This window comes from Salinibacterium sp. (assembly GCF_031364185.1).
Lineage (GTDB): Bacteria > Actinomycetota > Actinomycetes > Actinomycetales > Microbacteriaceae > Rhodoglobus.
This window is the reverse complement of sequence record NZ_JANLVV010000003.1, coordinates 1-25,959: the sequence shown is the minus strand read 5'-3', so window position 1 is coordinate 25,959 and position 25,959 is coordinate 1. Positions and strand designations below refer to the sequence as shown.

The window sequence follows — 25,959 nt, the reverse complement described above, 5'->3', positions numbered from 1 at the left end:
ATTGCCCGTGCTGGTACCCGATGTTAGCTGCTGGGGCCACAAGCTACCTCTACGCCACCGCAACTCCTGCGCATTTACCATGGCGGGATGACCTTTCAGCGCCGTGGCCCGGCTGTATCGAGCCCCCTACTGTGATCGCCACACTGTGATAATCTCGCTCAGTCGGCGGCTCGCTGCTGGCAGGTGAGCGCGAGTGGCGAAATTGGCAGACGCGCACGGTTCAGGTCCGTGTGCCCGAGAGGGCATGGGGGTTCAAGTCCCCCCTCGCGCACCGTAACTGATGAAGGCGTCCCCATGCTTTTCGGGGGCGCCTTCGCCAGTTGAGACGTGTGGGGTGTGTTTCTTGAGCGTCCGGGGCCCCGAACCGTGCAGTCCGGACCAGCATGCTGGGCCGGCGGCTCGGTTTGGGCGTCAAGTCCCCCTTCGCGCACCGTAGCTGATGAAGGCGTCCCCATGTTTTTCGGGGGCGCCTTCGCCAGTTCGCCGATGGGGAGGCATGCTCCCACGAGGCAACGTATGGCAGATGTATGGCACTCCGCTTCAGCGCCTCGCAATCGCTACGCTCAGGGGTATGAGCGGATACGAGGCGGGCTTCCTGGATGTGGCGCTTGGGCTGCCCGCGGCGCAGCAGCCGGTCATCCAACTCGACTACACGCACTTCAGTGTGTTGCTGGATCCGGCGCGCAGGCTGGCCGCGGCCACGGCCGTCAACATCGCTGGGGCGGAGTTGGTCGATCTCGCACGCGGCAACACGTGGCGCCTCGATAAGCGGATCGCCGAGGACCAGCAGGCCGGCCCTGGCTTGTACAGCAGGAACAGCCTCGATCGCGGCCACCTCGTGCGTCGCAGGGATCCGGTGTGGGGAGACGACGCCAAACAGGCCAATGCCGACAGCTTCACCTATACCAACGCCGCACCGCAGGCTGACGAGTTCAACCAGGGCAAAGAGCTGTGGGTCGGGCTCGAAGATCACGTACTTGAGTACGCGAACGCGAACCAGCTGCGCGTGAGTGTGTTCACGGGGCCGGTCTTCAGGGCGGACGATGCGGTCTACCGGGGCATTCGCATCCCGAGATTGTTCTGGAAAATCGCAGCCTGGACGGTCGATATTGGCGAGAAGCCCGAACTGCGCAGCGCCGGGTTTGTGCTCGACCAGTCGCCGCTTCTTGCCGACATCGACCTGCGCCAACTGACCAGCGGCAATCCGCCGCCGCTGGGTCCATTTCGCTGTTTCCAGGTGCCGGTCGAGCGCATCGCGGAACTTACCGGGCTGGCGATTGAGCAACTTATGGATGCCGATCGTTACCAGCCAACGCCGACAGCGCAACCGGTCGGACCTCATGCAGACTGGCGCGAACTCGCTTCGCGAGACGACATCGTGCTCTGAAGCCGACGTTGCTGCGCGCGCCGCGTGTTAGGTTCGAAAAATGACGCGCATTGCGGCGGTCGCGCCCGTGCTTCCCGCCCACGAATACAGCCAGTCCGAAATTACGGCCGAGCTTGCTCCGCTCATCTCTTCGGTGCCCGGCCGACGGGCCGTTCTCGAGCGCATGCATGCCGCATCCGGGATCGGAACGCGCTTCACGGCGCTGCCGCTGGAGCGCTACCGCAGCCTCGGAACCTTCCGTGAGTCCAATGACATCTTCATCGAGGTAGCCACCGACCTGGCCGAGCGGGCGCTGCGGACGGCGCTCTCCGCGTGCGGGCTCGAGGCACCGGACGTCGACTTCGTGATGTTCACCTCGGTGACCGGGATATCCGCCCCCTCGGTCGATGCGCTGCTCGTGCAACGGCTGGGCCTACGCCCCGACGTGAAACGACTGCCTTCGTTCGGCCTCGGCTGTGTCGCGGGAGCCGCCGGACTCGCACGAGTGCACGACTACCTGGTCGGGCATCCCACCCAGGTCGGCGTGCTGTTGAGCGTCGAGCTCTGCTCGCTCACCCTGCAGCGCGACGACGAGACGATGGCCAATTTTGTGGCCACCGGGCTCTTCGGGGATGGTGCAGCTGCCGTGGTGCTCGTCGGCGACGACCGGCCGGAGCCTGGCCCCCGCATCATCGACACCCGCAGTTCCTTCTACCCGGATACCACTGACGTGATCGGCTGGCACGTGGGCGGCAGCGGTTTCGAGATCGTGCTGACGGCCGGAGTCGCCGGGGTGATCGAGCGGCACTTTCCCGCCGAAGCCGCCGCCTTTCTGGCCGATAATGGCCTCGGGATCGCGGATGTCACCACCTGGGACGCGCATCCGGGTGGGCCGCGCGTGCTCGACGCCTTTGCCCACGCCCTGGACGTACCGGCGACGGCCTTCGAGAAATCGTGGGCGTCGCTCGACAGGGTCGGCAACCTGTCATCCTCCGCCGTGTTGCACGTGCTCGCCGACACGATGAACGCCGGCGTGACCCCCGGTTCGACCGGGCTGCTATTCGCGCTCGGCCCCGGCGTGAGCGCCGAGTTTGTGTTGCTGGAGTGGCCGTGAGCGTCATCCTCTATGTCGGCCTCGTTCTTCTGACAGGTGGGGAGCGCCTGTTCGAACTATCGGTGTCGAAGCGCAACGCTGCTGCGGCATTCGCACGTGGCGGCACCGAGTATGGGCGCGGCCACTTCCCGTGGATGGTGACGCTGCACACGGGACTGCTGCTCGCCTGCATCGCGGAAGTCGTGGTGTTGAATCGTCCCTTCGTTCCCGGGCTCGGCTGGCCGATGCTCGTGATTGCACTGCTCTGCCAGGCCGGGCGTTACTGGATCATCCATTCGCTGGGCAGCCAGTGGAACACCCGCGTCATCGTGGTGCCGGGGGCCGGTCGGATCGCCCAGGGTCCGTATCGCTGGGCGTGGCTGCCGCATCCTAATTACCTGCTGGTTGCCGTCGAAGGCATCGCGCTGCCCTTGGTGCATACTGCGTGGATGACGGCGCTCGGGTTTACGGTACTGAACGCCGTATTGCTGCTCGGGTTTCGCATCCCGACCGAAAACAGGGCATTGAGGCAGCTCGCATGAGTGTCGACATCGATGTGGTGGTCGTCGGGGGTGGCCCCGTCGGGTTGGCCTCCGCGATCGAGGCGAGGCTCGCGGGGCTGACCGTCGCGATAATCGAACCTCGCGATAGCACCATCGATAAGGCGTGTGGTGAGGGCTTGATGCCGGGCGCGCTGCCCCTGCTGGCCAGACTCGGTGTCGACCCGGCGGGGATGCCGCTGCGCGGAGTCAGTTACCTGTCGCCGCATCGACGCGCCGACCACCTGTTCCGCACCGGCGCGGGTCGCGGGGTGCGCCGCACCGCGCTTCACGACGCGCTGCTCTCCCGCGCGGAGCAATTGGGAGTCGAACGTCTCTGCAGCCGCGTTGAGACGTTCACACAGGATTCCGCGGGAGTGACCGTCAACGGCCTTCGCGCCGGCTGGCTTTTCGGCGCCGACGGACTTCATTCTGCGGTCAGGCGAATTGCAGGGCTGGATGATCCGCGGCCCGCGGGCACGCGCCGGTACGGACTGCGGCAGCACTTCGCCGTTGCGCCGTGGAGTGACCTCATTGAGGTGCACTGGGCGGAGCATGCCGAGGTATACGTCACCCCGGTTGCGGCTGACACTGTCGGGATCGCCATCCTCGGGCCACAGCGCACGGATTTCGCGGCGACGGTGCGCGGCATTCCCGCGCTCGCCGAGCGGCTGGATGGGGCTACCGCCGCCAGCTCTCTGCGCGGCGCCGGCCCGTTTCGGCAGCGGGCGCTCACACCATCGGCGGGCCGGGTGCTGCTGGTGGGCGATGCGTCCGGATATGTGGATGCCATCACCGGCGAGGGTCTGCGACTCGGGCTCGACCAGGCGCGGCTGGCCGTGGCGCATGTCACGGGCGGTGCCGGCTACGACCGGGCCTGGGCTCGATCGACGCGAGATTTTCGGCGACTGACCTCCGGCCTCGTACGAGCGGCAACCGGTCCGCTTCGCGGTGTGATCGTGCCGGCGGCCTCTGCGCTTCCTCAGGTGTACGGCGCGGTGGTGGAGCGGCTCGCGCGCTGAGGCAGCTGCGGCTTCCCGAGTCGAGCGCGGCCATTCGGCGCCAGCGCGTCTGTGCGCACGCCGGCGGTCGCGCCGAACGGGCGCACTCGACGGAATCAGCCGATCAGCTGCGACTGCCCTCAGGTGCGGTCGCTCGCGGCCAGCAGTAGGGTCAGTCCGTCACGGATCCGCTCGAGTTCAGCCGTGTCCATCCCGAGCCTGTCGACAATCTGCCCTGGGACCAGTTCGGCGCGCCCCCGCAGTGCGCGACCCTCGGTCGTGAGTTCCACATCGAGCGCGCGCTCGTCGTTGACGTTGCGGTTGCGGGTCAGCAACCCCGCGCTCTGAAGCCGCTTGAGCAACGGTGACAGCGTTGCGGGTTCGAGCCGGAGGGCCTGGCCGATGTCACGCACCGTGCGCGGGCTCCTCTCCCATAGCGCAAGCATCACGAGGTACTGCGGATGGGTGAGGCCCAGCGGTTGGAGGACGGGCCTGTACAGCCCGATAACGCTTCGGGATGCCGCGGCCAACGCGAAACAGACCTGGCGCTCCAGCGCGAGTGGGTCATCCAGTAGAGCAGTCATTTAGTTAGTATACTAAGGATTTGTGGCCAATGAAATTAAGCGTGCGTGGTGGGATCGGCTGAACAGGCTGCTGTTTCCTTACATCGGGCCGCCCCCGCTGGGTCCATACAACGAAGCTCCATTGCCGCCGACGGCGGAAAAGGCCTGCCCGTTATGCGGTGAAGAGATGAGCCTGCACCGCTTCGAGCGTTCGCAGGATCACACATCGACGAAGATGCACTGCCCCACGCCCGGCAACTAGCCGAGCAGTCGCGTGACCAGCTCGTCCGTTGTATCGACGGCCGCGATCGTGCCAACCTCTTCGGCTCGCGAGCCGTAGCCCCAGCGCACGAAAATCGTGGGTACTCCGTGGGCCGCGGCGCCATGCACGTCATGCGAACGATCGCCGACCATCACGGGTTTTGCGATGTTTGCGCCAATCCCCGCGAGGCGCAGCAAGGCCTCTTCGACGACATCCGCCTTGGCGCTGCGCACCTCATCGTCGGATGCGCCGGTGATCACATCAAAATACTTCAGCAGGTCATAGTGCTCCAGGATGAGCTTCGCCGGCGTCTCGGGCTTGGAGGTGGCCAGCGACAGCGGCACCTCGCTCTCGTGGATCGCACGCAGCACGTCCTCCACTCCCGGGTACACCGTGGCGTTGAACGCGCCGGAACGGAGGTACTCCGGCCGGTAGATCTCGAGCGCCCGCTGCGATTGCTCAGGCGTAAAGCCGGCGAGATCGCGGAATGAGTCCAGTATCGGCGGACCCACGTAGGCGACCAGCTCTGCCGGAGATGGGATAGGCAGTGCCAGCCGCTCGAACGTGTAGGCCAGCGTGGCTGTGATGCCGGGGGCCGAGTCGACGATAGTGCCGTCCAGGTCGAACAGGATGCTGCTGAACTCGGGCGTCATGGTGCTCCAAGCCTAGATCGATCAGAACAGGCGGTGGTCGCTGTCATCAAGCCCGCGCATCGCATCGTAGTCGAGAAGCAGGCATCGGATGCCACGATCCTGGGCCAGCGTGCGGGCCTGGGGTTTGATCTCCTGGGCGGCAAAAATCCCCGTTACCGGCGCAAGATGTGGGTCGCGATTCATGAGCTCAAGGTATCGCGTGAGCTGCTCGACACCGTCGATGTCGCCGCGCCGCTTGATCTCGATCGCGACACTGCCGCCGGAGGCATCCCGCGCCAGAATGTCGACCGGGCCGATCGCGGTCATGAATTCGCGCCGCACCAGCGTGAAGCCGTCGCCCAGCAATTCGATCTGCTCGGCGAGAAGTTTCTGCAGGTGATGCTCGGCACCGTCTTTCTGCAGCCCGGGGTCATGGCCGAGCTCGTGCGCACTCTCGTGCAGGATCTCGTGGATCGAGATGACGAGCAGGTCGGCGGTCTTCGCCTGGGCGACGCGCCAGATCTGGATGACGCCGGCATCCGTTTGGTCGACATCGGGCTCCATCAGGGCGAGGGTGCAGGGCGGGCTCATCCAGTTCAACGGCTTATACGACAGCGAATCGGAGTGCACCAGAACCGAGCCGTCGGCCTTGACCAGCAGCAGCCGGGTGGCCAGCGGCAGGTGTGCGCTGAGGCGCCCGGCGTAGTCGACGGAACATCGGGCAATAACGAGGCGCACGAGTGCTCAGCCTAGGGCGCTGAGCCTGGCCTGCACCTGCAGTAGGTCGTCGCGGCCGAGCTCGATCCACGGGCCGGCCGGGTTAATCACGAGCCCCGAGATGTTCTCACCGAGCGCGTCGGAGACGATGCGGCTGATGTCGATGGCGGCCCAGGCGTCGGTGGCACTGTGAACTACGACCTCGACCGCGGAGGTAAAAGCCAGTGCGACATTTTGCCCGGCCGGATTGGCGAAGGTGCGCACCTGCACCCCTTCAGCAGTTTCGTTTACCGCGTAGAGCAGCTGGCCGCCGAGCGAGAGGGCGTCGATGACGGCGTTCTTCATCCAGGTCGGCCCCACGGTATCGAGGGCGGCCTTGACCGCATCATTGCGCACAGACCTGAGGGCGAATTGCACGTCGGCGATCTTCACACCACAGGTCGGCCCGGCGGGGTCGAGGTAGAGCCAGCCGTAGCCACGCTCCGCGGCAAAGTCGAGGGTCGACACCGCAGGCTGGCTGAGAGTCTGAACCGCGGCCGGGGCGTCTTCGTGCATGCGAAGCACTTCCTCCTGGCGGGTGAACGCAAACAGGGCGCGCTCGCCGTCTGGCCCGGTGCCTTCGCGAAAGGCGAGGGTCGAACCCTGGGCGATGGATGACCCGTCCTCCGTCATCGTCAGCGCAGAGCCCGTCGTGTCGAAGAGTAGATCCCCGTGCATGATGTTGCGCACCACCTCGAGGTAGGCCGGGTGTTCGCTGGACTCCGAGAATGCGGCAATCGCGCGCCGGAGTGCAACATTGTCTACCAGGTCAGCCATGCTGCCAGCCTACGAGAGCGGCGCGGTCGCGCCCGACGGTCGCGGTTCGCGCGCGGCTCCGGCGACCAGCGAACCGATGGCCGCAAGGACGAGCACGATCAGCAGGGCATGCAGCACACCCGTGTACTCGCCGAGCAACCCGATGACGGGAGGGCCGACGAGAAAAGCGAAGTAGCCGATGGTGGCAACCGCGCTGACCCGAGCGGCTGCGGTCTTCGGGTCATCTGCGGCGGCCGACATCCCGATCGGAAACCCGAGCGCGGAACCGAGGCCCCACAACACGACCCCGACGATCGCGAGAGGGGTCGCCGGCACGAAAATGAAGATCAACAGTCCCATGACCGCGAGGAAAAAAGACCCGCGCAGCACCGCCACTCGGCCGAACCTGTCAAGCAGGAACACGCCTCCGAGTCGCCCGATCGTCATAGCAGTGACAAAGACGCCGAAGATGAGGGCGCCGGTCTCGTTGTTGACTCCGTGCCCGTCAACGGAGGCGATAGCCAGCCAGTCGTTGGCGGAGCCTTCCGCGAAGGCGGCAGCGAGTACGAGCACGCCGATGAGCAGGGTGCGCGGATCGCGCCACATGCTGAGCCTGCCGCGCCAACTCCTTGAATGGTCATCCGCGGCGACAATTTGGCCGTCTTCTTCGATGACATGCTCGGGTTGGATGAAACGCCTGACGAGGAAGATCGACACGACCATGAGGGCGCCGGCAACACCGAGATGGGTGGCGATCGGAAGTCCTGCGAGTTCGGCGAGGGCTCCGGCGGCCGCGCCGACCATGGTGCCGAAGCTGAAGAAGGCGTGAAAGATTGGCATGATCGAGCGGCCCAGGGCGCGCTCGTTGGCCGCGCCCGAGACGTTCATGGCGACATCGGTAATTCCGGTGGCGGCCCCAAACACCATCAGGCCAACGAAGGCGAAGCTGAAACTGGGCCCCAGAGTCACGGCCAGCCCGGTGATCGAGATCCCGAGAGCGGTTGCCACCAGTCCCCAGGTAATGGTGGTGACAGCCCCGAATCGGGCGACGATATGGCTGGATGCCACGAGCCCGGTGATCGACCCGACCGAGATGCCCACGATCAGAAGTCCGACCTGCCCGGGGCTCACGTCGAGCGCATCGCGCACCGCCGGGAGTCTCGACACCCAGCTGGCCATGGCGAGCCCGGGGAGGGCGAACACCAGGAAGATGGCGTTGCGCCACGCGAGAACTCGTCGCCGGTCCAGGGCGGTGCCGGGCGGAGGGGTGCGTGACATGGGGCCTTCGTGATGCTGATGAGGTGAGCAAGTGAATCGATCCGACAGCCGACTCATAAAGCTATCAACCCCAGTGCCACTCGGAGTCGGTAGGCGAGCGGTCCGGCTCATTAGGCTTGGCCTATGAGCCCAGAAACTCCCCCCACAGCCGGAACTCTGACCGCAGGCATTGACATCCGGGAGCTTGACTCGTCGATTCGCCCACAGGACGACCTGTTTCGCCACGTCAACGGTAAGTGGATCGCGCGCACCGACATCCCCAGCGATAAGGCACGCTACGGATCGTTCTATGTGCTCGCCGAAGAAGCCGAACGCGCCGTTCGGGACATCATCGTCGAGTCGCAGTCCGCGACGCCTGGCACGGAGGCGCGCAAGGTCGGTGACCTGTATGCGAGCTTCCTCGATGAGGCGCGGGTGCAGGAGCTGGGTGCCGAGCCGATTGCGGGATTGCTCGCCGAGGCTGCCGCCGTGACATCCATCGACAGTTTGCTCTCGACGCTGGGCAGGCTGGAACGGGGTGGGTCGAGTGGCTTCGTGCAGGTATTTGTCGACAACGACCCCGGCCAGCCCGAGCGCTACCTGGTGTTCATTGAACAGGGCGGGTTGGGCCTGCCGGATGAGTCGTACTACCGCGAGGAGAAATCGGCCGCGATCCGTGAAAAGTACGTGGAGTATCTTGAGCGGATGCTGACCCTGGCCGGCCTGGATGACGCTGCAACCCGGGCTGGGCGCGTTTTCGCCCTCGAGACCGAGCTCGCCTCGCACCACTGGGACAACGTGGCCACCCGCGATAGCGAGAAGTCGTACAACCTGCTGTCATGGGCCAGCGCGAATGAGCTGGTCGGTGGGGTCGACCTCTCGCTGTGGCTGGACGCCATGGGCGTGCCTGCGCACTCATTCGATGAGGTCGTCGTGCGCCAGCCCAGCTTCATCGAAGGGCTATCGCATGTGCTCGTCGCCGAGAATCTCGATAAGTGGAGGGATTGGCTGTCATGGCAGGTCATCCGATCGAACGCCTCGTACCTGTCGGACGACTTCGTCGCGGCCAACTTCGATTTCTACGGAAAAACCCTCACGGGCACTCCCGAGATGCGCGCCCGGTGGAAGCGAGGCGTTTCGCTGGTGGAGGGGGCGCTGGGCGAGGCTGTCGGGCACATCTATGTCTCACGACACTTCCCCGAGACAGCCAAAACGGCAATGGATGTGCTGGTCGCTAACCTCGTGGAGGCGTACCGCCAGAGCATCACCGCTCTCGACTGGATGGGAGAAGATACCCGCAAACGCGCGCTGGAGAAGCTCGACAAGTTCACCCCGAAGATTGGCTACCCGGTGAAGTGGCGCGACTATTCCACGCTCCAGGTGGATGCCGCCGACCTCATCGGAAACATCCGGGCCACCAGCGAGTTCGAGTTCCAGCGCGAACTCGGCAAAATCGGGCAACCGCTCGACCGCGACGAGTGGTTCATGACGCCCCAAACCATCAACGCCTATTACAACCCGGGGTTCAACGAGATCGTGTTCCCCGCGGCAATCCTCCAGTCGCCATTCTTCGACGAGACGTGGGATGACGCTGCCAACTATGGCGCGATCGGCGCGGTCATCGGTCACGAGATCGGGCACGGCTTCGATGACCAGGGCTCGAAGTACGACGGCGACGGTCGGCTCACGGACTGGTGGACGCCAGCAGACCGTGCCGCATTCGAGGAACGCACGAGCGCACTCATCGCGCAGTACGACGCACTCGCTCCGCTGCAGGTGCCTGAACACCATGTCAGCGGTGCACTCACGATCGGCGAGAACATCGGCGACCTGGGCGGGCTCGCCATCGCCTGGCGCGCCTACCTGATCGCGCTCGATGGTGCCGAGTCACCCGTCATGGAGGGGCTCACCGGAGCCGAGCGCTTCTTCCTGTCGTGGGCGCAGGCCTGGCAGCTCAAGGCACGGGATGAGGAGGTCGTTCGATTGCTATCGATTGACCCGCACTCCCCCAACGAATTCCGGTGCAATCAGATCGTGCGCAACATCGGCGAATTCTATGAGACATTTGGTGTCACTGAAGATGACTCACTCTGGCTCGACCCGAAGGATCGTGTGACTATTTGGTAAATCCTGTGCGCGCCCGGGAACGCTGGTCGCGAATTCACGGACCGCGAGTGGCCCGACACTCAGCGGCCGGTGGGGTCGAGAACTTCACTAACACGTTCACAGCGCTCGGAAAAATTGCGTATGAAGGCGCGCGTGTGTCTGCCAGCGCCGTCGACCTGAACACGGGCAGGACGCTACTGGCCATCGATGATCGGATCGTGTTGCCGACCGCGAGCATCGGCAAGATCCTGTTGCTGCTCGAGGTTTCTGCGCGGCTCACAGCCCGGGATTCTTCGGGATTCGGGCTTCTCGATAAGACCCCGGGAGAGGCGGTCGGCGACTCTGGCCTGTGGCAGCACCTGCAGGCACCATCGCTGCCGATCACAGACCTGGCAACTCTGGTCGGGGCCACCAGCGATAACCTCGCCACCAATGTGCTGCTCAGGCATGTGGGCCTCGCCGCCGTCCGCGCCCGGACGGAATCCCTGGGGCTCATGCGCACTGCTTTGCTCGATCTCGTGCGTGACGATCGGGGTCCGGATGATGCGCCGCAGCTGTCTGTCGGATCCACCGCCGAGCTCAGCTGGCTGTTCGGAGCTCTCGCGCGCAATGAGATCGTCGACCCGCTCACCAGCCAGCGCGTGCTCGGTTGGCTGGCATTGAACACCGACCTGTCGATGGTTGCGGGAGCTTTCGGGCTCGACCCGCTCGCGCATCGCAACACCGACCACAACACCCTCCTGGTAAATAAGACCGGCTCAGACGCGGGAGTCCGAGCTGAGGCCGGTGCTCTTCGAGGCAGCGTGCGTGCTGTTGCCTATGCCGTCACGGTGCAGTTCACCGACGACAGCCTGGGTACCAGGATGCGCGTGCTCGAGGCCATGCGCGTCGTCGGGATCGACCTTTTGGAGTATGTGCACCGTGCGCAGGATAAGCCTGCACCCCATTTGGAGTAGGTACTGAGATTTTGTACCCTTGTCCCCGAACGGGGGGCACCAGTATTCTTATCTTGCGCTGCTCTGGTGTGAGCCCGAAACTCACTCCAGTCCCCCGAAACAGTGCAGTCGAGCTCTCCCGAATTCTGACGTGTACCCCCCCGGTATACGGCCAAACTGGTTGCGCCCGAACTCCCCACCCAGGAGATCGATCGTGTTCAAGAAAATCCTCGCCATCGGTGGCACCATTGCCATCGCCGCAAGCCTCTCTCTCGTCGCCGTCGCCGGCGCTGCGGAGGCGACGCATCCGGTCGTCGCTGGCACAGCCGTGTGTAATCCCGATACACAGCAGTTCGACATCACGTGGCGAGTGACCGGTGATATTGGCTACGCCTCCGAGACGGCCACCGTCGTCACCGAGCGGCTTAGTTCGGATGGACAGGACTCGCCGGTGGTAACGCCGTCCTTCGTCGGCGCCGCCGTCAAGGGCGAGGGATTTGTGGAGGCCGTCCAGGCGAACGCGGTGCCGGGCGCCTCGTACTCGCTCACCGTGGAGGTGCAGTGGACAAACCACGATGAGGGCCACCTCATTTCCCAGCAATCCCAGCCGGTCACCGTTTCTGGCACGTGTGCCACACCGGCCGATGAGGACGCCGTGGCCGAAATCAGCACCACAGCCGCAACCTGTGACGTCGCGGCCGCGCTGATTCTTGGTCGGATCGACAATGCTAGCTGGGGTGACATCGCTCGCGACGGAGACAACTACTCGGTCACCGCCACGGCATCCGAAGGGCACGTCTTTGCCGCTGGAACGGGTGTTTCTGACGATGGCAGCACGCAGACATTTGAGGGCGTTCTCGACCGCCAGCAGACTGGCGAAGAGTGTGTACCGACCCCCGAGTGCATCCCCTCATCCGCGGTGAGCTACACGTATGACGGTTCGACCAACAGCGGTGTTATCACGGTCGCAAACGAGGAGAGCGACTCCGGCGAACTGTGCCAGGGCTTCTGGGTCACCGCGACGAGTTGGAAGTACAAAACAGGCAATATGTGGCCGCAATCGCGCGACCAGGTGCAGTACGTCAATGAGAAGCAGAAAATCGAGGTCGCGGGCGAGTACCCCTACCAAGCCGACATGACCTGCGGCCAGGGAGATATTTACGCGTCGTTCACGGAGCAGCCAGAACCGACCGCCATCCTCAGCGGTCCGAGCGACCCGTACGACGAGTTCTTCCTGCACCAGATGGGGTTCAAGGGGCCGGGGCCGACCTTTTTCAACCAGCCCACCGGATGCAACGAGGTAGTTCCTGTCGCTCCAGCCGTGACAACCGCCACCGAATGTGGAGTGCTCTCCACGGTGTCCGCGGCGGTGACCACGGGCATCGACTACGTGGTCAAGTTCGATACCGTCACCGGCGACTATGTCGTCACCGCGACCCCGCAGCCGAACTACTACTTCGCGAACGACGACGACCAGGTCATTACATTTGAGGGAGACGCGGGCGGTGTCATCGCCTGTAACGAGGAGCCGAACGCCACCGTGGCGTTCGGAGCCTGCTCGGTCGACGATGAAGAGCTGCCGTTGACCGACCGCCCGACTGCGACCAGCGCGTCCAGCGACGACGAATTCGTCTCGAGCCGCGATGTGACGCTGACCTTTGACAACTCGAAGAGCACGAGACCGGTGCTGTTCACGGTATTCACGTTCCCCAATTACGACCGGACGGTGGCCTCCGGCAAAACCGACACGGTCCAAATACTCGACTCCACCGTCGGCAAGTACGACGTGAAAGCCGCGGGGAGAACCTTCAAGCTTGACATCCCGACGTGCGGGCTGCCGACACTGGCACAGGTGACCCCGACGTCCTCCTCCACGCAGCCCACCTGCACTGCGGCTGGCACCTACACTCTGGGATCTGAAGTGGGCGAGGTCGTGTGGACGGTCAACGGCGTCTCGGGCATCCGAAACGGAACATACGCGGCACCGGCAAATTACGCAGCTGTGACGATCACGGCAGCCCCTGCTCGTGCCGGTGACGGACTCGACCCTGACTGGGAGAACCCCGTCGTCTTGACATTCGCGGCGCCAACCAAGGTGTGCACTTTCGACCCACCGACGCTGCCACTCCCACCGACCACTCCGACCTTCAACCCGCCGACCCTTCCCTTCAACCCGCCAACCCTGGCCTACACCGGAGCCGCGCTCGGCACCGGGCTGAGCCTGGCCGGAGGGCTCTTATTCGTCGGGTTCGCTGGGCTGGTTGTAGCTCACCGTCGGAAGACCCAGAGCAAGCAGCACCCCAGCAAGTAGCACCCCAGCATGAGGCGCCCTGAACGGGGGGTACATGAGTACCCCCCGTTCTGGGGTGAGGTTGTACCCTTGTCCTCCAAAGGGAGGACACAATATCCTAAATCCACGCCGATCTGGATCGGACCCCCGAAATCCGATCCAGTTCCCGAACGGCGCTCGATTACCCGACTCTCTGCACGCAGAACCCGATCTGTATTCACCCGTTCTGTGTTCACAGAGTCGTGGTGAGCGAACTCCCACCCCAGGAGATCCACATGTTCCAGAAGTTCATCGCCACCGCAAGCACGCTTGCCCTTGCGGCGAGCCTTTCAGCCGTCGCCGTGGCCGGTACGGTGACCACCGGCGACCTCGCGTTCGCCGGTGTCGCCGCCGCCAGCGCCTTCAGCTTCGCCGGGGCGTTCACCTTTCTGGGCATCGCCGGTCTGCTGCATGCTGCTCGTACCGGCCGGGCACACACCCAGTCGTAGCACTCAGCTAGCTGGTGTGCCGTCGGTGCGCGGCCCACTCCCGGTCGAGAATGCCATAAACGCCCGTATTTGCCCAGGCGCCCTTGAACATCATGTCTTCGACGAAGTGCGCTTCGTGTCGCATCCCGAGCCTCTCGCACAATCTCACTGAACTGGTGTTGCGTGGGTCGAGCTCGGCATAGACCCGATGAAGCGCAAGATCCGAGAACGCGAAATCGAGCACGGCGCTCGCCGCCTCGGTCGCATACCCTCTGCCCTGGTGCGTCACGGCAAAGGACCAGCCGATTTCCGCCGTGAGGTCATCCGTGCGCTTGAGCGAGAAGTAGATGCACCCAATGACACGATCGCGTTCTTCTGCCGTAGCGGGCAGTACGACACCCAGCTCGATGAAGTCACCATCTGCGACCAGGGTGGTGGCCTGCGCGACTTTTGCGATGTGATCGGCTACCTGTAGGGGCGTCCGGGGTTCGTAGAGCTGATAACGGGCTACTTCCGGGTTTGACATCCACTCAAATACATCATCGTGGTCGGCCAGGGTCATCAACCTCAGTGCGAGTCGATCGGTTTTGATAGGGCCGACGAACTCGTGGCGAATCACGCCGATTCCGCACTCTCGATGGGTGGTGCCGCCACGGAAGTGATGCCATACACAGCTTCGAGCCCCGCGGCGAAGTCAGACGCTCTGCCGCCGACCGCCAGTTCTCGACCGCGCGCCGAGGGACCATGCAGCAGCACTCCGGCGAGGTGCCGCAGGGCCGATTCGGTTTCGTCGCTGGCGCCGCGTGAGTGCGCCCTGGCGATTTCGGCGTCGAGCAACTCGAAAATATGAGTACGAAGCGCGACGATCGCTGGCTCGATCTCGCGTTCAGAGGTGAACTCTGCCGCAGCAGACCTCACAATTGCCGTGGCGTCATCATGCGCAGACAGGGCGTCAAGCGGGGCATGGAGGCGAACCGTTTCGAGGTCGAGCAATTCCACGCCCCGGATGCCAGCGACCGACGGTTCGATGTTACGGGGCAGTCCGAGGTCGATCACGAGGCGACGTGAGGTTCCCGTGAAGTAGTCGGGCCCGAGAACGGTGTTGGCAGTGCACGCGATCACGATGTCGACATCGAAGTCGACACTGTTGGTGACGCCGTGCTTGGCGGCGAACGCCGGCCCCCTGCCCGTGCGGCTGAAGACACGGATATCACGAGCGCCGCGATCGCGAAGGGCGGCCACCGTGGTGGCGGCGTACTGACCGGTACCAACGATGAGAACCGCGGCCGTCGACCAGTCAGCCACGCGGCTGGATGCGAGTTCGAGGGCGAGTCGCACCAGTGACCGGTCACGACCGCCAATGGAGGTCAGGTTCTTCACTCCGCGGCTGGTGCGGGTGGCCCGCTGGAACAGTCGCTCGAGATCCCGACTGGTCGTGTGCTCGCTCCGCGCCCGGTCGAGCGCGCGCCCGACCTGCCCCGCGATCTCGTCCTCGCCGACCACGACCGACTCGAGCCCGGAGGTAACAGAGAAGAGGTGCGCGGCGACATCCGGGCCCTCATGAATGGTGATCGACTCGCGCAATACGTCGGTAGACAGCCCGCTGGCCTCGCTCAGCGCCGAGAGAGTGGATGCCACCGCCAATCCAGCATCGGCGGTGAGAGGCCCATCGATGTCGAGGTAGGCCTCAAAACGATTGCAGGTAGCAAGAACTACAGCGCCAGACATAACGGCACTCGACCCGAGGAGGGCCCGTGTGGCGCCCGGAGCGGCCAGCGACAGGCTCTCGAGGATCTCGAAACTCGCGTTGCGATGGTTCGAGCTGAGGCACAGGAGCACGTCCTAATGTTAACCCCGTGCCTCTGTCAAGCGATCATCCCCTCAGCGACGGCCGAACCGGCACCTCAGCGCTCATTCGGGCCTACCGTGGCGACCGGCCGGAGACGACCCCGGTATGGTTCATGCGCCAGGCCGGGCGATCGCTTCCGGAATACCGCGAAATCCGGGCCGGAAACGCCATGCTGGATGCCTGCCTGACACCCGAACTCGCTAGTGTGATTACTCTCCAGCCCGTGCGGCGCCACCAGGTCGACGCGGCCATTTTCTTCAGCGACATCGTGATTCCCGTGAAACTGGCAGGAATCGACGTCGAGATCGTGGCCGGTCGCGGTCCGGTTATTGCCAATCCGATACGCAGTGCCTCGGATGTAGCGGCGCTGCGACCGATCGACCCCGCGGCCCTCGACCCGATCCGTCGCGCCGTCGCCCTCACCGTGGCGCAGCTCGGCGACACACCGCTGATTGGATTTGCCGGGGCCCCGTTTACTCTCGCCTCCTACCTCGTGGAAGGCGGGCCGTCGAAAGACCAGCAGCGCGCCCGCACGATGATGTACTCGGATCCGCACAGCTGGGCGACGCTACTCAACTGGTGCGCCGACGTGTCGGGAGAGTTCCTGAAAGCGCAGGTCGAGGCGGGAGCATCTGCCGCGCAGTTGTTCGACTCGTGGGTCGGCTCGCTCAGCGAACAACAGTACGTACGCCGGGTGGCGCCGCATTCCCAGCGCGCGTTATCGCACCTTCGCGGGTTCGACGTGCCCAAGGTGCATTTCGGTGTCGGCAGCGGCGAGGTGCTCAAGGCTATGCACGCCATCGGTGCCGATGTCATGGGAGTCGACTGGCGCATCCCGCTGGATGAGGCGTCGCGCAGGCTTGGCGGCGACGTGCCACTGCAGGGCAACATCGACCCGGCCCTGCTCGGCGCGCCGTGGCATGTGCTTGAAGCTCACGTGCGTGATGTCATGGATCGCGGGCGCGCCGCACCCTCCCATGTTGTCAATCTCGGCCACGGCGTGCCCCCCGATACGGACCCGGACGTGCTTACCCGCGTCGTTGAGCTCGTGCATGGTGGCTGAGCCCGGCAGCGCCGATGTCACTGTCGTGGGCGGCGGCATCGCGGGGATGGTCGTCGCGCGCCGCTTGGCGATGGCGGGTCGCGCCGTCACCCTGATCGAGGCATCAGATCACCTCGGTGGCACGGTCGCGCGTCATACTGTCGGAGGAATAGACCTGGACGCCGGTGCCGAAAGCTTCGCCACCCGAGGGGGAACCGTCGCAGACCTTGCCGCTGAACTCGGCCTCGGCGACGACATCGTCACCCCGACGGCGGGCGGAGCCTGGCTTCAGCCCGCCGTGGGGCCGGCAGTGCCGCTGCCCGCCACTAACGTGCTGGGAATTCCCGGCACCCCACTGGCGGCGGACGTGATCGCCGTCATCGGCCAGCGTGCCGCACTCCGCGCCGAACTTGATGCGATCATCCCCTCACTGTGGGCTCGAAAGTCGCTGACTCTCGGCGCGCTTGTGAGACGCCGGATGGGCTCCGGGGTGCTCGAGAAACTCGTCGCTCCCGTGGTGCACGGGGTGCACTCGATGCATCCGGATGAGATGCAGCTCGACCGTGCGGCGCCGGGGCTGCGCGCCGCGCTGGCGCGAGAGGGATCCCTTGCGGCGGCCGTCAGGTTCATGAGGGATGCCGCGCCCGCGGGTTCGGCCGTGGCGGGCATCCGTGGTGGGATCCACCGTCTTGCGACCGAGCTCGGCGCCGACCTCGAGACCTACGGGGTGCAGGTGCAGTTGGGCCGTCGGGTTTCGCCAGCCGACCTGAAGGGGGTGGTGATCATGGCGGCGCCGGTCGACCCTTCGGCAGGCCGCCGCATCGTGCTTGCCACCCTCGTCGTCGACTCACCGGAGCTGGATGCCGCACCTCGCGGAACAGGGCTGCTCGTCGCGGACGGCGCCACCGCTACCAGCGCGCGCGCCCTCACCCATGCGACAGCGAAATGGGATTGGCTGCGCGAGCGTGCCGGGGGCCGGCACGTGCTGCGGTTGTCCTATGACGTGGAACCTGAGGCGCTGCACACCACCGCGCGGCTCGATGCCTGCGCCCTGCTCGGCGTGCAGCTCGACGACTCGAGCGTGATCGACTTCGCTCGCGTCGAGTGGCTCCGGCCGGCGGCATCCGGCCCGCACCCCGTCGGCGACGGCATCGTCATCGTCGGTGAGACGGTGGCGGGCTCGGGCTTGGCGGGAGTTATTCGCCAGGCCGAAGTCGTCGCGCACGAGCTGCTCGAGGCCTAAGCCGGAAAAGCGGAGGGCCCCTTGATGCCGACTGAGCCGTGAGACCGCAGTCCTCACAACCGCTATGGGTTGAGCGTCGGATTCAGGTGCGGCAATCGTCGGTGTTCGGGGCGTCGGAACCATGCGTTTGCTGCATCTCACGCGTGGGTGTGCGTCCGCTGCCTGGGCCGCCAATCGAGCGTGAACCCACGATTCAGAAAGCGAATCGCCCGAAGCGTGCCAGATCCCGCCACCGGAATGCAGCATCGCCGAGGCCGACATCCAGCAGCCGGTCGAAGAGCCCGCTGTCAGCAGCGGCCGCGCGAACCACGGTATTGAGAACTTTGGGCGCGTCGATAATGCGGTACAGCGCGGTGGTTTGACGATGTTGGCGGGAGAATCGGGCGGCAAGGGCGGACTCGTAGCGAAGGCCGGCCGCATCCGGATTCTCAATCGCGGCGCGACCGGCGAGCGCCCCTGACGCAATCGCGCTATAGATGCCCTCGCCCGTAAACGGGTTGATCAGACTCGCGGCGTCCCCCACCAGCAACACCCTCCCCAGAGCGGGGTCCGGGCGGGACACGGTGAGCGGCAGGGTGTGACCGGTCAGCTTGACACCACCCAGGGAATAGTCGGGCAGTAATTCGCCGAGCCGGCGTTCCAGGTATGCGCGGCTGTGGTCGGCAGCTGACGAGGAGAGGCCGTAGCCGATGTTCGTGGTGCCGTCGGCGGTAGGGAAAGCCCAGGCGTAACACAATCCGCCAGCCCGTTGAGTGTCCCAGCGGATGACCAGCTCGTCCGCTGCTCCGGCGGGAGTGGGTGCGTAACCACGGATCGCAACCGCCATCGCCCTACCACGATTCGGTGACTGGCCGGTATGGCGACGCACGATCGAGTTGCTGCCGTCTGCCCCCACCACGTGGCTGGCCGTCCAGCGATCGTTGACCGTGACGGAGCGCTTATCCTGCGTCACGGTGGCAACCTTCGACTGAACAAATTCGACTCCAACGTCCAGCGCGGAGGTCAGAAGCCGGGCGTCGAACACAGCGCGGGGCACAACGTACCCGGGGCTGGATGTGAGCGCCTGCGCGGCTCCGCCATCCGGACCGATCAGCCGCACCATACCGACGTGTTCTTGAGGCCGTACCGCGTCTACGCCGAGGGCTTCGAGTTCCGCAACGGCGTGTGGTGCGATTCCATCGCCGCATACCTTGTCCCGGCCGAGAGGTGCGCGATCAATAACCAGCACTCGGGCATCAGAGTCGGCCAGCTTGGCCGCGCGCGCCGCCGCTGAGCCCGCCGGACCGGCGCCCACCACGATCAGGTCCCACTGGGTTCGTGCCACACACCCAGCTTAAGCCTCCCCTTCTCGATCGACCCAGATGATCTGACCATGGAGGTTCCGTCCACCGCTCGCAGCTGCCCTACCGCCACACTGTGCGCAGGCCGACCAGGGTCGCGAAGGTCGAGCCGGCAGAAACGAGGGCGACGTTCTCGGTGTGTCCTTGGGCGGCGAGCAGCGACCGCTGGGTCCGGACAGCGTGCCACTGCAGTGCTTCGTCGGCAGCTCACACGCACTCACCGCCGAAACGAGTAGTGCGTTGGAGCGATCCCCGAGCAGAGATCTCCTCTGCCCTCCCACAGCTTCAGTTCATCCTCGGGCGCCAGGCGCTTCGATTTTCATGGTTGACGAAAGCTGATTCTCGGAATAGAACTTAGGTAGCTGACCCGGCGCGATTCACCTCTCCTTGAGCGGTCCGCCCGAGCATCGGCATCGACGAATCATTCTGGATGGTCTCGGGCGGCGCGTCGATCGTGTTATCCAGCAGAAATGACGGAACGCAGATGGCCATCAGACTTACCGATCGTGAACTAGCAAGCCTTAGCAGCGCCATCACGCCTGTCGAACCTCACGACTACTGGATTGTTACCGACGGCGGCTCGGCCATTCGTTGCGACGTAGAGGGCATGGACGAGGAGCTTGCGGCTGCTCCCCTCAATGATCGATCTGCGCAGACGTTGGAAGCGCTTCGGGCCTACCGAATGGTTGCAGCCGCCGCCCGGGCGCCACGACGGAAACTTTGATGAGCATTTCCTCTTCATCGGAAGTTGCATGACAGCCCGTCGGGAAGCGATCTCCTTGCGAGGTAGCAGGTCGAGGCGCCTCCGTTACAAACTGTGCACCGACCGAACTGATCTCAGGAGTTCACATGACGATTGATGTTGCAACCTCAATTCTCGGGATCACGGGGCTGGTCGTTTTCGCCGTCTGGTTCCTGCTGACAGTCGTATTTCAACAAAGGAATGAGTTGAGCCGCTTAATTTCACGGTTTGACCGGTTCAGCCTGATACCGAGGTGGTCATTCTTCTCGCCAGATCCCGGTGCAAGCAACTACCACTTCATTTATCGCAGTCGTGACGACAAAACGGGGATGGGACCATGGTTGGAGTTGAACTTATCCCCCAGAGGAATTCTCTATCCCCTGTGGAACCCTCGAAAACGCTACCGAGAGGGGATGATCGAATTATTCCAACTGCTGGCGCTCTCCAGCGCTCAGTATTCTGCGGAGCGGCTTCAATTCACCGCGCCATACATAATCTTGCTTGACGTTGCACGCCAGCGACTCGGAGATTCACTATCGACGCAGTCGGCGTACCAGTTCGCTGTGGTCGAAACACGCGGGTCAAGCGGAGCATCGGTTCCCTGTGTCCGGTTTTATTCGCTGGCACACCCGGTCGCATAGCCATGTTGACAATCGAAAGCGCAGCAAGACTTACCGCAATCATCGTGGGTATCGGCATTCTTCAGGGCTCTTTGCAACTGTTGTGGAGTCTTAAGGAATTCCGCTCCGCTGGGCTGTTCGATTGGAATAGCAGGCAGGTTCATAACAGCACACACGGTCGATCACGTGGCTGGCTGGTCGGTCAGAGCGGAATAGTCTGGCTACGCAGTGTCCTGATAGCTCGAATCGTCTGCTCCATAGCGCTGATAGTTCCCTTTCAGAGCGACCTGCTTTACGCAAGTTACGCGGCGATAATCTTGCTCACCAGCCTCTTCTTGGCTTACCAAATTCGGTATGGAAAAGATGGTTCCAACCAAATATCTTCCATCATCCTTGCGGGAGTGGCATTCACCTTTCTGCTCCCCCTGTCGAGCCCCTTCCAACCCGTGGGGTTGTACTTCATCGCAGCGCAGGCCCTGCTCTCATATTTTGCCGCGGGAATATCGAAGATTTCCAACGCACGGTGGCGTGAAGGATCGGCATTACATAGCGTTCTCAACACTGCTACGTACGGAGACGTCAGAGCCGCGGCCTTACTTACGAGACGTCCGTGGGTGGGAAGCCTTATCGGATGGTCAGTCATATTCGTCGAAATCGTTTTTCCCATCACCGTCGTATCCCCTCCAGGCCTGCTGATAGCGCTACTGTTTGCCGGGGCTATGCTCCACCTCGGAACAGTCCTCCTTATAGGGCTCGATACTTTTTTTTGGGCCTTCACCGCGACATTCCCGGCGATTATCTTCGTGAACGGGGTTCTCCTTGGCAGATAAGACAGCCGCAAAGCGCGGCGAAGTTCGGGATGAGCGCCTTCACGTATACCGGGTGGTTTCGGGCCGGAGAGCCTTTCTGATGTGATGGGCCACGTGTGGCTGTGTGTCACCGGCCCACCGGTTCCTGACTACCCCATACCGTCTGCAGCCCGCCGAGGGTCGCGAAAGCCGGGTCTGCAGAAACCAGAGTGAGGCTCTCGGTGAGCCCCTGGGCGGCGAGCAGGCGGTCGAAGGGATCGCGGTGATCCCAGGCCAGCTCGCCCGCGACCAGCCCAGGGTGACGGGAGATCGGCAGTTCGACCGCACCCAACCTGGCCACGAGATCGCCGTAGGTGAGCAGTGCGCGCTGGGCCTCGGGCAACTTCCCGAGGCGGTACTTCGTCCACAGCTCGAACGCGCTTACCGCCGAAACGAGAAGCTCGTGGGAACGACCCCCGAGCAGGTCGAGCGTGCTCCCGGGGATCCGACCGGGCTTGCTAACCAGCCACAGGAATGTGTGGGTGTTGAGCAGATATCTCACTTACCCTCCCAGAGCGTCAGTTCATCGTCGGGTAGCGGGTCGAAGTAGAACGAGTCGGAGAGTGCGAACGCGGGGGTGAACCCGAAATCCCGTCGAGGCCGCTCCCCTACGGCGCTCAACCTGGCAATCGGGGTTCCCGAGCGGGCGATGACGATCTCTTCACCCTGTTCGACCCGACTGAGTATCTCGGAGAGCCTGGTCTTCGCATCCTGCACATTCACTTGCTCAGTCATGTCGACCAAGCTCAGTTGGTCAACCAACCTCCCGCCGAACTCACAGCGGTCTGTGAGGCCGAGGATTCGCTAACGGACAGCGGTAAAGGGAGGATAGAGACATGACTGAGAGCGCCCCCCCGCCTGTCGCAGATTCCGCCAACAAGCCCCTGGGTTACACCCTCTGGGCCGTGCTTCGCCGCAACCCGGAATTCCCTTCCGCTGGCGGCGGAGTGCGCAAGGCGGTAGCCGCGGTAGAGAACGCCGGGGTGACTGTTCGCGGCTTTTATGACGTGTCGTCGATGAGAGCGGATGCCGACCTCATGATCTGGCTGCACGGCGCCGAGCCCGAGAAACTTCAGTGGGCCCTCCGGGAGTTGCGACGGAGTCGTCAGCTCAGCGGCCTGCTGCCCACCTGGAACGCCATGGGTGTACACCGTGATGCCGAGTTCAGCGCCAATCACCTGCCGGCGTTCATGCTCGATAAGCAGCCGGAGACGTGGCTCACGGTGTATCCGTTTGTCCGCAGCTATGAGTGGTACCTTCTGCCCGACGAGGAACGCAGGGCGATGCTCGGCGACCACGGCCTCAAGGGCAGCGAGTATCGCCAGGTACTGGCGAACACTGTAGCCAGTTTCGCGCTCGGGGATTATGAGTGGATTCTCGCGCTCGAGGCCCCCGAGTTGGTTGACCTGGTCGATCTCATGCGCCGGCTGCGCCAGACGGAGGCCCGCCTGCACGTGCGCGAAGAAGTGCCGTTCTACACCGGTCGCCGCATCACGTTGGCCGAGATTGCCGAGGTGCTGTCATGACCATGACCAACGGGGCGGCCCCGCTCGTACGAAATGCCACCCTCGCCGCCCAGCAGGGCCCCAAACACGTCGAAGAGGCGGTGGCATACGACGCGATCCTGCTCGCCAGCTTCGGCGGGCCCGAGGGTCAGGATGACGTCATCCCGTTTCTGAGGAACGTCACCCGGGGTCGCGGCATCCCCGAGGAGCGGCTCGAAGAGGTCGCCCACCACTACCGCGCGTTCGGCGGGGTGAGTCCGATCAACGACCAGAATCGTGAGCTGAAGGCGGCGCTCGAGGCGGAGCTTGCCAAGCGCGGCATCGATCTGCCGGTGCTGTGGGGCAATCGAAACTGGGCTCCCTACCTGCGCGACGCACTCACCGAGGCGAACGAGCGCGGCTTTACGAAACTCATCGCAGTAGGTACAAGCGCATACAGTTCCTACTCCAGCTGCCGACAGTACCGCGAGGATTACGCACTCGCCCTTGACGAGACGGGTCTCGTCGACGTGCTGCAGATCGATAAGGTGCGCCAGTTCTTCGACCACCCCGGTTTCGTCGAGCCCTTCATCCAGGGCGTCCGGCAGGGGCTGATGGATGTCGCGGCGCAGGGCATCGCGCCCGAGCAGACTCACATCCTCTTCTCTACCCACTCCATCCCCTCAAGCGACGCCGATCGCTCGGGCCCTCCGGAGCGCGGCTTCGGACCGGACGGCGCGTACGCGGCACAGCATCTTGCGGTCGCCGAGGTGGTGATCGCGGCTCAGGATCAGGCCGTCCCCTGGGATCTCGTCTACCAGTCCCGCTCCGGCCCGCCCACCCAGCCCTGGCTCGAGCCCGACGTGAACGACCGAATCAGCGCGCTCGCGGCCGAGGGCATCACGGCCGTTGTCATTGTGCCGCTCGGCTTCATCTCCGATCACATGGAGGTCAAGTGGGATCTCGACACGGAGGCGATGGAGACGGCACGGGAGCACGGTGTCTTCGCGGTGCGTGTGCCTACGCCCGGGGTGCATGCCGCGTTCGTGTCGGGTCTCGTCGACCTGGTGCTCGAGCGTCGTGATGGCATCCCGACCGTTGATCGCCCGGCGCTGACCGCGCTCGGCCCCTGGTACGACGTGTGTCGGACCGGCTGCTGCGAGAACGTGCGGCTGGGCTTCAAGCCGGCGGTGGCGGGGCTGGCTCCGTAATGGCGGCTGTGCTGCGCATCGGCACCAGGGGCAGCGCGCTCGCACTGGCGCAGACCACGTCGGTAGCCACCACACTGACCACAAAGTCGGGTATCGAATGCGAAATCGTCCCGATCAGCACCGAAGGTGACCGGTCGACCGAATCCCTCGCGAGCCTCGGCGGAACGGGTGTGTTCGCCAGTGCGCTGCGTGAGGCGCTGCGTGACGGTCGCTGCGACCTCGTCGTTCACTCGCTGAAAGACCTGCCGACGGCGCCGGAACCGGGCCTCAGTATTGCGGCCATTCCGAAGCGAGTGGATGCCCGCGACGCCCTCTGCGCTCGCGACGGGTTGACCCTCGACACCCTGCCCCAGGGTGCCCGCGTTGGCACCGGATCTCCCCGCCGGCTGGCCCAGCTGCGCGCCCGCAGGCCGGATCTCGATGTGGTCGACATCCGTGGCAACGTCGACACTCGCCTGCGTAAGGTAGTCGACGGCGAACTCGACGCCGTGGTGCTGGCCGCGGCCGGCCTCACCCGACTGGGCCGACTCGATGCGATCACCGAGTACCTCGGGCTCGACGGCTGGCCGACCGCGCCGGGCCAGGGCGCCCTGGCACTCGAGGTTCGGGCCGGTGATGAGAAGCTGGTGACGGGGCTCGACCACGCGACATCCCGCATCATCGTCGAAGCCGAACGGGCGGTGCTGGCCATTCTCGAGGCCGGATGCTCCGCTCCGGTGGGGGCGCACGGCGTCGTCGATGACGGCATGCTGTTTCTCTCGGCGCGGGTCTATTCGGCCGATGGCGCCCAGCGCCTGACAAGCTCGCACGCGTTGTACGTCTCGGACACCCGGGACCCGGCCGCCGATATCGCCGCGAGGGTTGGGCAAGAACTCTTCGACCTCGGCGCCGCGGCCCTGATGGGAGTGTCATGATCATCCGCCCGCGTCGCCTGCGAGCGAGCCCCGCGATGCGCCGGCTGGTGGCCGAGACTCGCGTGCATCCCTCCCAGCTGATCCTGCCGATGTTTGTGCGTGAGGGCCTCAGCGAGCCGCTGCCGATCTCGTCGATGCCCGGCGTCGTGCAGCATTGCCTCGACTCGATGCGTCGGGCGATTGCCGAGGCGGCCGCGCTGGGCGTCGGCGGCGTGATGTTGTTCGGTGTTCCCGAGCACAGGGATGCCCTGGGCAGCGGGGCAACCGATCCCGAGGGCATCCTGAACCTCGCCACGCGAGCCGCGGTTGCCGAGGCCGGCGATGCCCTGGTGGTGCAAACCGATCTCTGCCTGGACGAGTTCACCGACCATGGCCATTGCGGCGTGCTGGATGCCCGTGGCCGGGTTGACAACGACGCCTCTCTTGAGCGCTACCGAGACATGGGGGTGGCCCAGGCCGAGGCCGGATCGCAGCTTCTGGGTCTGAGCGGCATGATGGACGGCCAGGTGGCAGCAGTGCGGAACGCCCTTGATTCCCCTGGTTTTACCGAAACCGCCTTACTCGGTTACGCCGCGAAGTACGCCTCGGCGTTTTACGGCCCCTTCCGCGAGGCCGTGCAGTCGACGCTTCAGGGCGATCGGCG

General features: G+C 64.6%; 28 protein-coding genes and 1 tRNA gene. 19 read left to right on the top strand and 10 right to left on the bottom strand.

Annotated features, from left to right (window positions below):
- Positions 1-187 precede the first annotated feature (187 nt).
- The 5 genes from RMN95_RS00365 to RMN95_RS00345 all read left to right on the top strand — a co-directional run bounded on the left by RMN95_RS00365 (position 188) and on the right by RMN95_RS00345 (position 4,020).
- Positions 188-271 (top strand) — tRNA-Leu (locus RMN95_RS00365).
- A 300-nt stretch (positions 272-571) separates the two neighbouring features.
- Positions 572-1,387: a DNA/RNA non-specific endonuclease gene (locus tag RMN95_RS00360; RefSeq protein WP_309614994.1), complete on the top strand. Its 816-nt coding sequence runs from the start codon at positions 572-574 to the stop codon at positions 1,385-1,387.
- A gap of 40 nt (positions 1,388-1,427) precedes the next feature.
- A complete protein-coding gene (locus tag RMN95_RS00355) occupies positions 1,428-2,480 on the top strand; it encodes a 3-oxoacyl-[acyl-carrier-protein] synthase III C-terminal domain-containing protein (RefSeq protein WP_309614993.1) in 1,053 nt (350 codons plus the stop codon).
- The gene (locus tag RMN95_RS00350) at positions 2,477-3,001 is read left to right on the top strand and encodes an isoprenylcysteine carboxylmethyltransferase family protein (RefSeq protein WP_309614992.1); all 525 of its coding nucleotides are present in this window, start codon (positions 2,477-2,479) and stop codon (positions 2,999-3,001) included. The genes RMN95_RS00355 and RMN95_RS00350 overlap by 4 nt, the downstream gene beginning before the upstream one ends.
- Positions 2,998-4,020, top strand: a complete 1,023-nt coding sequence (locus RMN95_RS00345) for an FAD-dependent monooxygenase (protein ID WP_309614991.1) — start codon at positions 2,998-3,000, stop codon at positions 4,018-4,020. The genes RMN95_RS00350 and RMN95_RS00345 overlap by 4 nt, the downstream gene beginning before the upstream one ends.
- Positions 4,021-4,139: 119 nt before the next feature.
- On the opposite strand, the gene RMN95_RS00340 is transcribed toward RMN95_RS00345, so the two are convergent.
- Entirely contained in the window at positions 4,140-4,583 is a 444-nt protein-coding gene (locus tag RMN95_RS00340) for a MarR family transcriptional regulator (RefSeq protein ID WP_309614990.1), read from the bottom strand.
- A gap of 22 nt (positions 4,584-4,605) precedes the next feature.
- Here RMN95_RS00340 and RMN95_RS00335 point away from each other — a divergent pair, with 22 nt between their 5' ends.
- The gene (locus tag RMN95_RS00335) at positions 4,606-4,824 is read left to right on the top strand and encodes a hypothetical protein (protein WP_309614989.1); all 219 of its coding nucleotides are present in this window, start codon (positions 4,606-4,608) and stop codon (positions 4,822-4,824) included.
- Here the strand turns inward: RMN95_RS00335 and RMN95_RS00330 are convergent.
- From RMN95_RS00330 to RMN95_RS00315, 4 genes are read right to left on the bottom strand one after another with little or no spacing between them, the layout of a single operon-like run.
- Positions 4,821-5,477: an HAD hydrolase-like protein gene (locus tag RMN95_RS00330; RefSeq protein WP_309614988.1), complete on the bottom strand. Its 657-nt coding sequence runs from the start codon at positions 5,475-5,477 to the stop codon at positions 4,821-4,823. The two genes, RMN95_RS00335 and RMN95_RS00330, sit on opposite strands and share 4 nt — an antisense overlap.
- A 21-nt stretch (positions 5,478-5,498) precedes the next feature.
- A complete protein-coding gene (gene nucS, locus RMN95_RS00325; RefSeq protein WP_309614987.1) occupies positions 5,499-6,194 on the bottom strand; it encodes an endonuclease NucS in 696 nt (231 codons plus the stop codon).
- Between the two features lie 6 nt (positions 6,195-6,200).
- Positions 6,201-6,989: an SseB family protein gene (locus tag RMN95_RS00320; RefSeq protein WP_309614986.1), complete on the bottom strand. Its 789-nt coding sequence runs from the start codon at positions 6,987-6,989 to the stop codon at positions 6,201-6,203.
- A 9-nt stretch (positions 6,990-6,998) separates the two neighbouring features.
- On the bottom strand, positions 6,999-8,246 hold the full coding sequence (locus RMN95_RS00315) for an MFS transporter (RefSeq protein ID WP_309614985.1): 1,248 nt from the start codon (positions 8,244-8,246) through the stop codon (positions 6,999-7,001).
- Positions 8,247-8,369: 123 nt separating this feature from the next.
- On the opposite strand from RMN95_RS00315, the gene RMN95_RS00310 reads away from it, so the two are divergent.
- From RMN95_RS00310 to RMN95_RS00295, 4 genes are all read left to right on the top strand, one after another.
- On the top strand, positions 8,370-10,352 hold the full coding sequence (locus RMN95_RS00310; RefSeq protein ID WP_309614984.1) for a M13-type metalloendopeptidase: 1,983 nt from the start codon (positions 8,370-8,372) through the stop codon (positions 10,350-10,352).
- A 47-nt stretch (positions 10,353-10,399) separates the two neighbouring features.
- Positions 10,400-11,287: a serine hydrolase gene (locus RMN95_RS00305; RefSeq protein ID WP_309614983.1), complete on the top strand. Its 888-nt coding sequence runs from the start codon at positions 10,400-10,402 to the stop codon at positions 11,285-11,287.
- A 193-nt stretch (positions 11,288-11,480) separates the two neighbouring features.
- Complete coding sequence (locus RMN95_RS00300) at positions 11,481-13,577, top strand: hypothetical protein (RefSeq protein ID WP_309614982.1); 2,097 nt, start codon at positions 11,481-11,483, stop codon at positions 13,575-13,577.
- 224 nt (positions 13,578-13,801) lie between these two features.
- Positions 13,802-14,044, top strand: coding sequence for a hypothetical protein (locus RMN95_RS00295; protein ID WP_309614981.1), 243 nt, complete (start codon positions 13,802-13,804; stop codon positions 14,042-14,044).
- Positions 14,045-14,051: 7 nt separating this feature from the next.
- On the opposite strand, the gene RMN95_RS00290 is transcribed toward RMN95_RS00295, so the two are convergent.
- Positions 14,052-14,642, bottom strand: a complete 591-nt coding sequence (locus RMN95_RS00290; RefSeq protein WP_309614980.1) for a GNAT family protein — start codon at positions 14,640-14,642, stop codon at positions 14,052-14,054.
- Positions 14,639-15,862, bottom strand: a complete 1,224-nt coding sequence (locus RMN95_RS00285) for a glutamyl-tRNA reductase (protein WP_309614979.1) — start codon at positions 15,860-15,862, stop codon at positions 14,639-14,641. Before RMN95_RS00285 ends, RMN95_RS00290 begins: the two co-directional genes overlap by 4 nt.
- Before the next feature lie 17 nt (positions 15,863-15,879).
- Here RMN95_RS00285 and hemE point away from each other — a divergent pair, with 17 nt between their 5' ends.
- A complete protein-coding gene (gene hemE / locus RMN95_RS00280; protein ID WP_309614978.1) occupies positions 15,880-16,935 on the top strand; it encodes a uroporphyrinogen decarboxylase in 1,056 nt (351 codons plus the stop codon).
- On the top strand, positions 16,925-18,157 hold the full coding sequence (locus RMN95_RS00275; protein ID WP_309614977.1) for an FAD-dependent oxidoreductase: 1,233 nt from the start codon (positions 16,925-16,927) through the stop codon (positions 18,155-18,157). The genes hemE and RMN95_RS00275 overlap by 11 nt, the downstream gene beginning before the upstream one ends.
- A gap of 193 nt (positions 18,158-18,350) precedes the next feature.
- On the opposite strand, the gene RMN95_RS00270 is transcribed toward RMN95_RS00275, so the two are convergent.
- Entirely contained in the window at positions 18,351-19,481 is a 1,131-nt protein-coding gene (locus RMN95_RS00270) for a geranylgeranyl reductase family protein (protein ID WP_309614976.1), read from the bottom strand.
- 500 nt (positions 19,482-19,981) lie between these two features.
- On the opposite strand from RMN95_RS00270, the gene RMN95_RS00265 reads away from it, so the two are divergent.
- From RMN95_RS00265 to RMN95_RS00255, 3 genes are all read left to right on the top strand, one after another.
- Entirely contained in the window at positions 19,982-20,221 is a 240-nt protein-coding gene (locus RMN95_RS00265) for a hypothetical protein (protein WP_309614975.1), read from the top strand.
- 125 nt (positions 20,222-20,346) lie between these two features.
- Complete coding sequence (locus RMN95_RS00260) at positions 20,347-20,880, top strand: hypothetical protein (RefSeq protein ID WP_309614974.1); 534 nt, start codon at positions 20,347-20,349, stop codon at positions 20,878-20,880.
- A gap of 380 nt (positions 20,881-21,260) precedes the next feature.
- Positions 21,261-21,689 (top strand): hypothetical protein, encoded by a 429-nt coding sequence (locus tag RMN95_RS00255; RefSeq protein WP_309614973.1) that lies wholly within the window; start codon positions 21,261-21,263, stop codon positions 21,687-21,689.
- A gap of 106 nt (positions 21,690-21,795) precedes the next feature.
- Here RMN95_RS00255 and RMN95_RS00250 read toward each other — a convergent pair whose 3' ends face one another.
- Both RMN95_RS00250 and RMN95_RS00245 read right to left on the bottom strand, forming a co-directional pair.
- Positions 21,796-22,209, bottom strand: a complete 414-nt coding sequence (locus tag RMN95_RS00250; protein ID WP_309614972.1) for a type II toxin-antitoxin system VapC family toxin — start codon at positions 22,207-22,209, stop codon at positions 21,796-21,798.
- Positions 22,206-22,442: a type II toxin-antitoxin system prevent-host-death family antitoxin gene (locus RMN95_RS00245; protein ID WP_309614971.1), complete on the bottom strand. Its 237-nt coding sequence runs from the start codon at positions 22,440-22,442 to the stop codon at positions 22,206-22,208. The genes RMN95_RS00250 and RMN95_RS00245 overlap by 4 nt, the downstream gene beginning before the upstream one ends.
- Before the next feature lie 101 nt (positions 22,443-22,543).
- Here RMN95_RS00245 and hemQ point away from each other — a divergent pair, with 101 nt between their 5' ends.
- The 4 genes from hemQ to RMN95_RS00225 form a co-directional block, all read left to right on the top strand.
- Complete coding sequence (gene hemQ / locus RMN95_RS00240; protein WP_309614970.1) at positions 22,544-23,233, top strand: hydrogen peroxide-dependent heme synthase; 690 nt, start codon at positions 22,544-22,546, stop codon at positions 23,231-23,233.
- A 2-nt stretch (positions 23,234-23,235) separates the two neighbouring features.
- Positions 23,236-24,402 carry a ferrochelatase gene (locus RMN95_RS00235; RefSeq protein ID WP_309615018.1) on the top strand — a complete coding sequence of 389 codons (1,167 nt, stop codon included), beginning with the start codon at positions 23,236-23,238 and terminating at the stop codon, positions 24,400-24,402.
- Positions 24,402-25,316, top strand: coding sequence for a hydroxymethylbilane synthase (gene hemC, locus RMN95_RS00230; RefSeq protein ID WP_309614969.1), 915 nt, complete (start codon positions 24,402-24,404; stop codon positions 25,314-25,316). The genes RMN95_RS00235 and hemC overlap by 1 nt, the downstream gene beginning before the upstream one ends.
- Positions 25,313-25,959 (top strand): porphobilinogen synthase (locus RMN95_RS00225; RefSeq protein WP_309614968.1); only part of this gene is annotated, 647 nt, incomplete at its 3' end. The genes hemC and RMN95_RS00225, both read left to right, overlap by 4 nt.

Excerpts from the sequence above, each read along its gene's own strand:
- RMN95_RS00360 (WP_309614994.1), top strand. The coding sequence starts at position 572 with ATGAGCGGATACGAGGCGGGCTTCCTGGATGTGGCGCTTGGGCTGCCC.
- RMN95_RS00355 (WP_309614993.1), top strand. The coding sequence starts at position 1,428 with ATGACGCGCATTGCGGCGGTCGCGCCCGTGCTTCCCGCCCACGAATAC.
- RMN95_RS00345 (WP_309614991.1), top strand. The coding sequence starts at position 2,998 with ATGAGTGTCGACATCGATGTGGTGGTCGTCGGGGGTGGCCCCGTCGGG.
- RMN95_RS00340 (WP_309614990.1), bottom strand. The coding sequence starts at position 4,583 with ATGACTGCTCTACTGGATGACCCACTCGCGCTGGAGCGCCAGGTCTGT.
- RMN95_RS00330 (WP_309614988.1), bottom strand. The coding sequence starts at position 5,477 with ATGACGCCCGAGTTCAGCAGCATCCTGTTCGACCTGGACGGCACTATC.
- RMN95_RS00320 (WP_309614986.1), bottom strand. The coding sequence starts at position 6,989 with ATGGCTGACCTGGTAGACAATGTTGCACTCCGGCGCGCGATTGCCGCA.
- RMN95_RS00315 (WP_309614985.1), bottom strand. The coding sequence starts at position 8,246 with ATGTCACGCACCCCTCCGCCCGGCACCGCCCTGGACCGGCGACGAGTT.
- RMN95_RS00310 (WP_309614984.1), top strand. The coding sequence starts at position 8,370 with ATGAGCCCAGAAACTCCCCCCACAGCCGGAACTCTGACCGCAGGCATT.
- RMN95_RS00275 (WP_309614977.1), top strand. The coding sequence starts at position 16,925 with ATGGTGGCTGAGCCCGGCAGCGCCGATGTCACTGTCGTGGGCGGCGGC.
- RMN95_RS00265 (WP_309614975.1), top strand. The coding sequence starts at position 19,982 with ATGGCCATCAGACTTACCGATCGTGAACTAGCAAGCCTTAGCAGCGCC.
- RMN95_RS00260 (WP_309614974.1), top strand. The coding sequence starts at position 20,347 with ATGACGATTGATGTTGCAACCTCAATTCTCGGGATCACGGGGCTGGTC.
- RMN95_RS00245 (WP_309614971.1), bottom strand. The coding sequence starts at position 22,442 with ATGACTGAGCAAGTGAATGTGCAGGATGCGAAGACCAGGCTCTCCGAG.
- hemQ (WP_309614970.1), top strand. The coding sequence starts at position 22,544 with ATGACTGAGAGCGCCCCCCCGCCTGTCGCAGATTCCGCCAACAAGCCC.
- RMN95_RS00235 (WP_309615018.1), top strand. The coding sequence starts at position 23,236 with ATGACCAACGGGGCGGCCCCGCTCGTACGAAATGCCACCCTCGCCGCC.
- hemC (WP_309614969.1), top strand. The coding sequence starts at position 24,402 with ATGGCGGCTGTGCTGCGCATCGGCACCAGGGGCAGCGCGCTCGCACTG.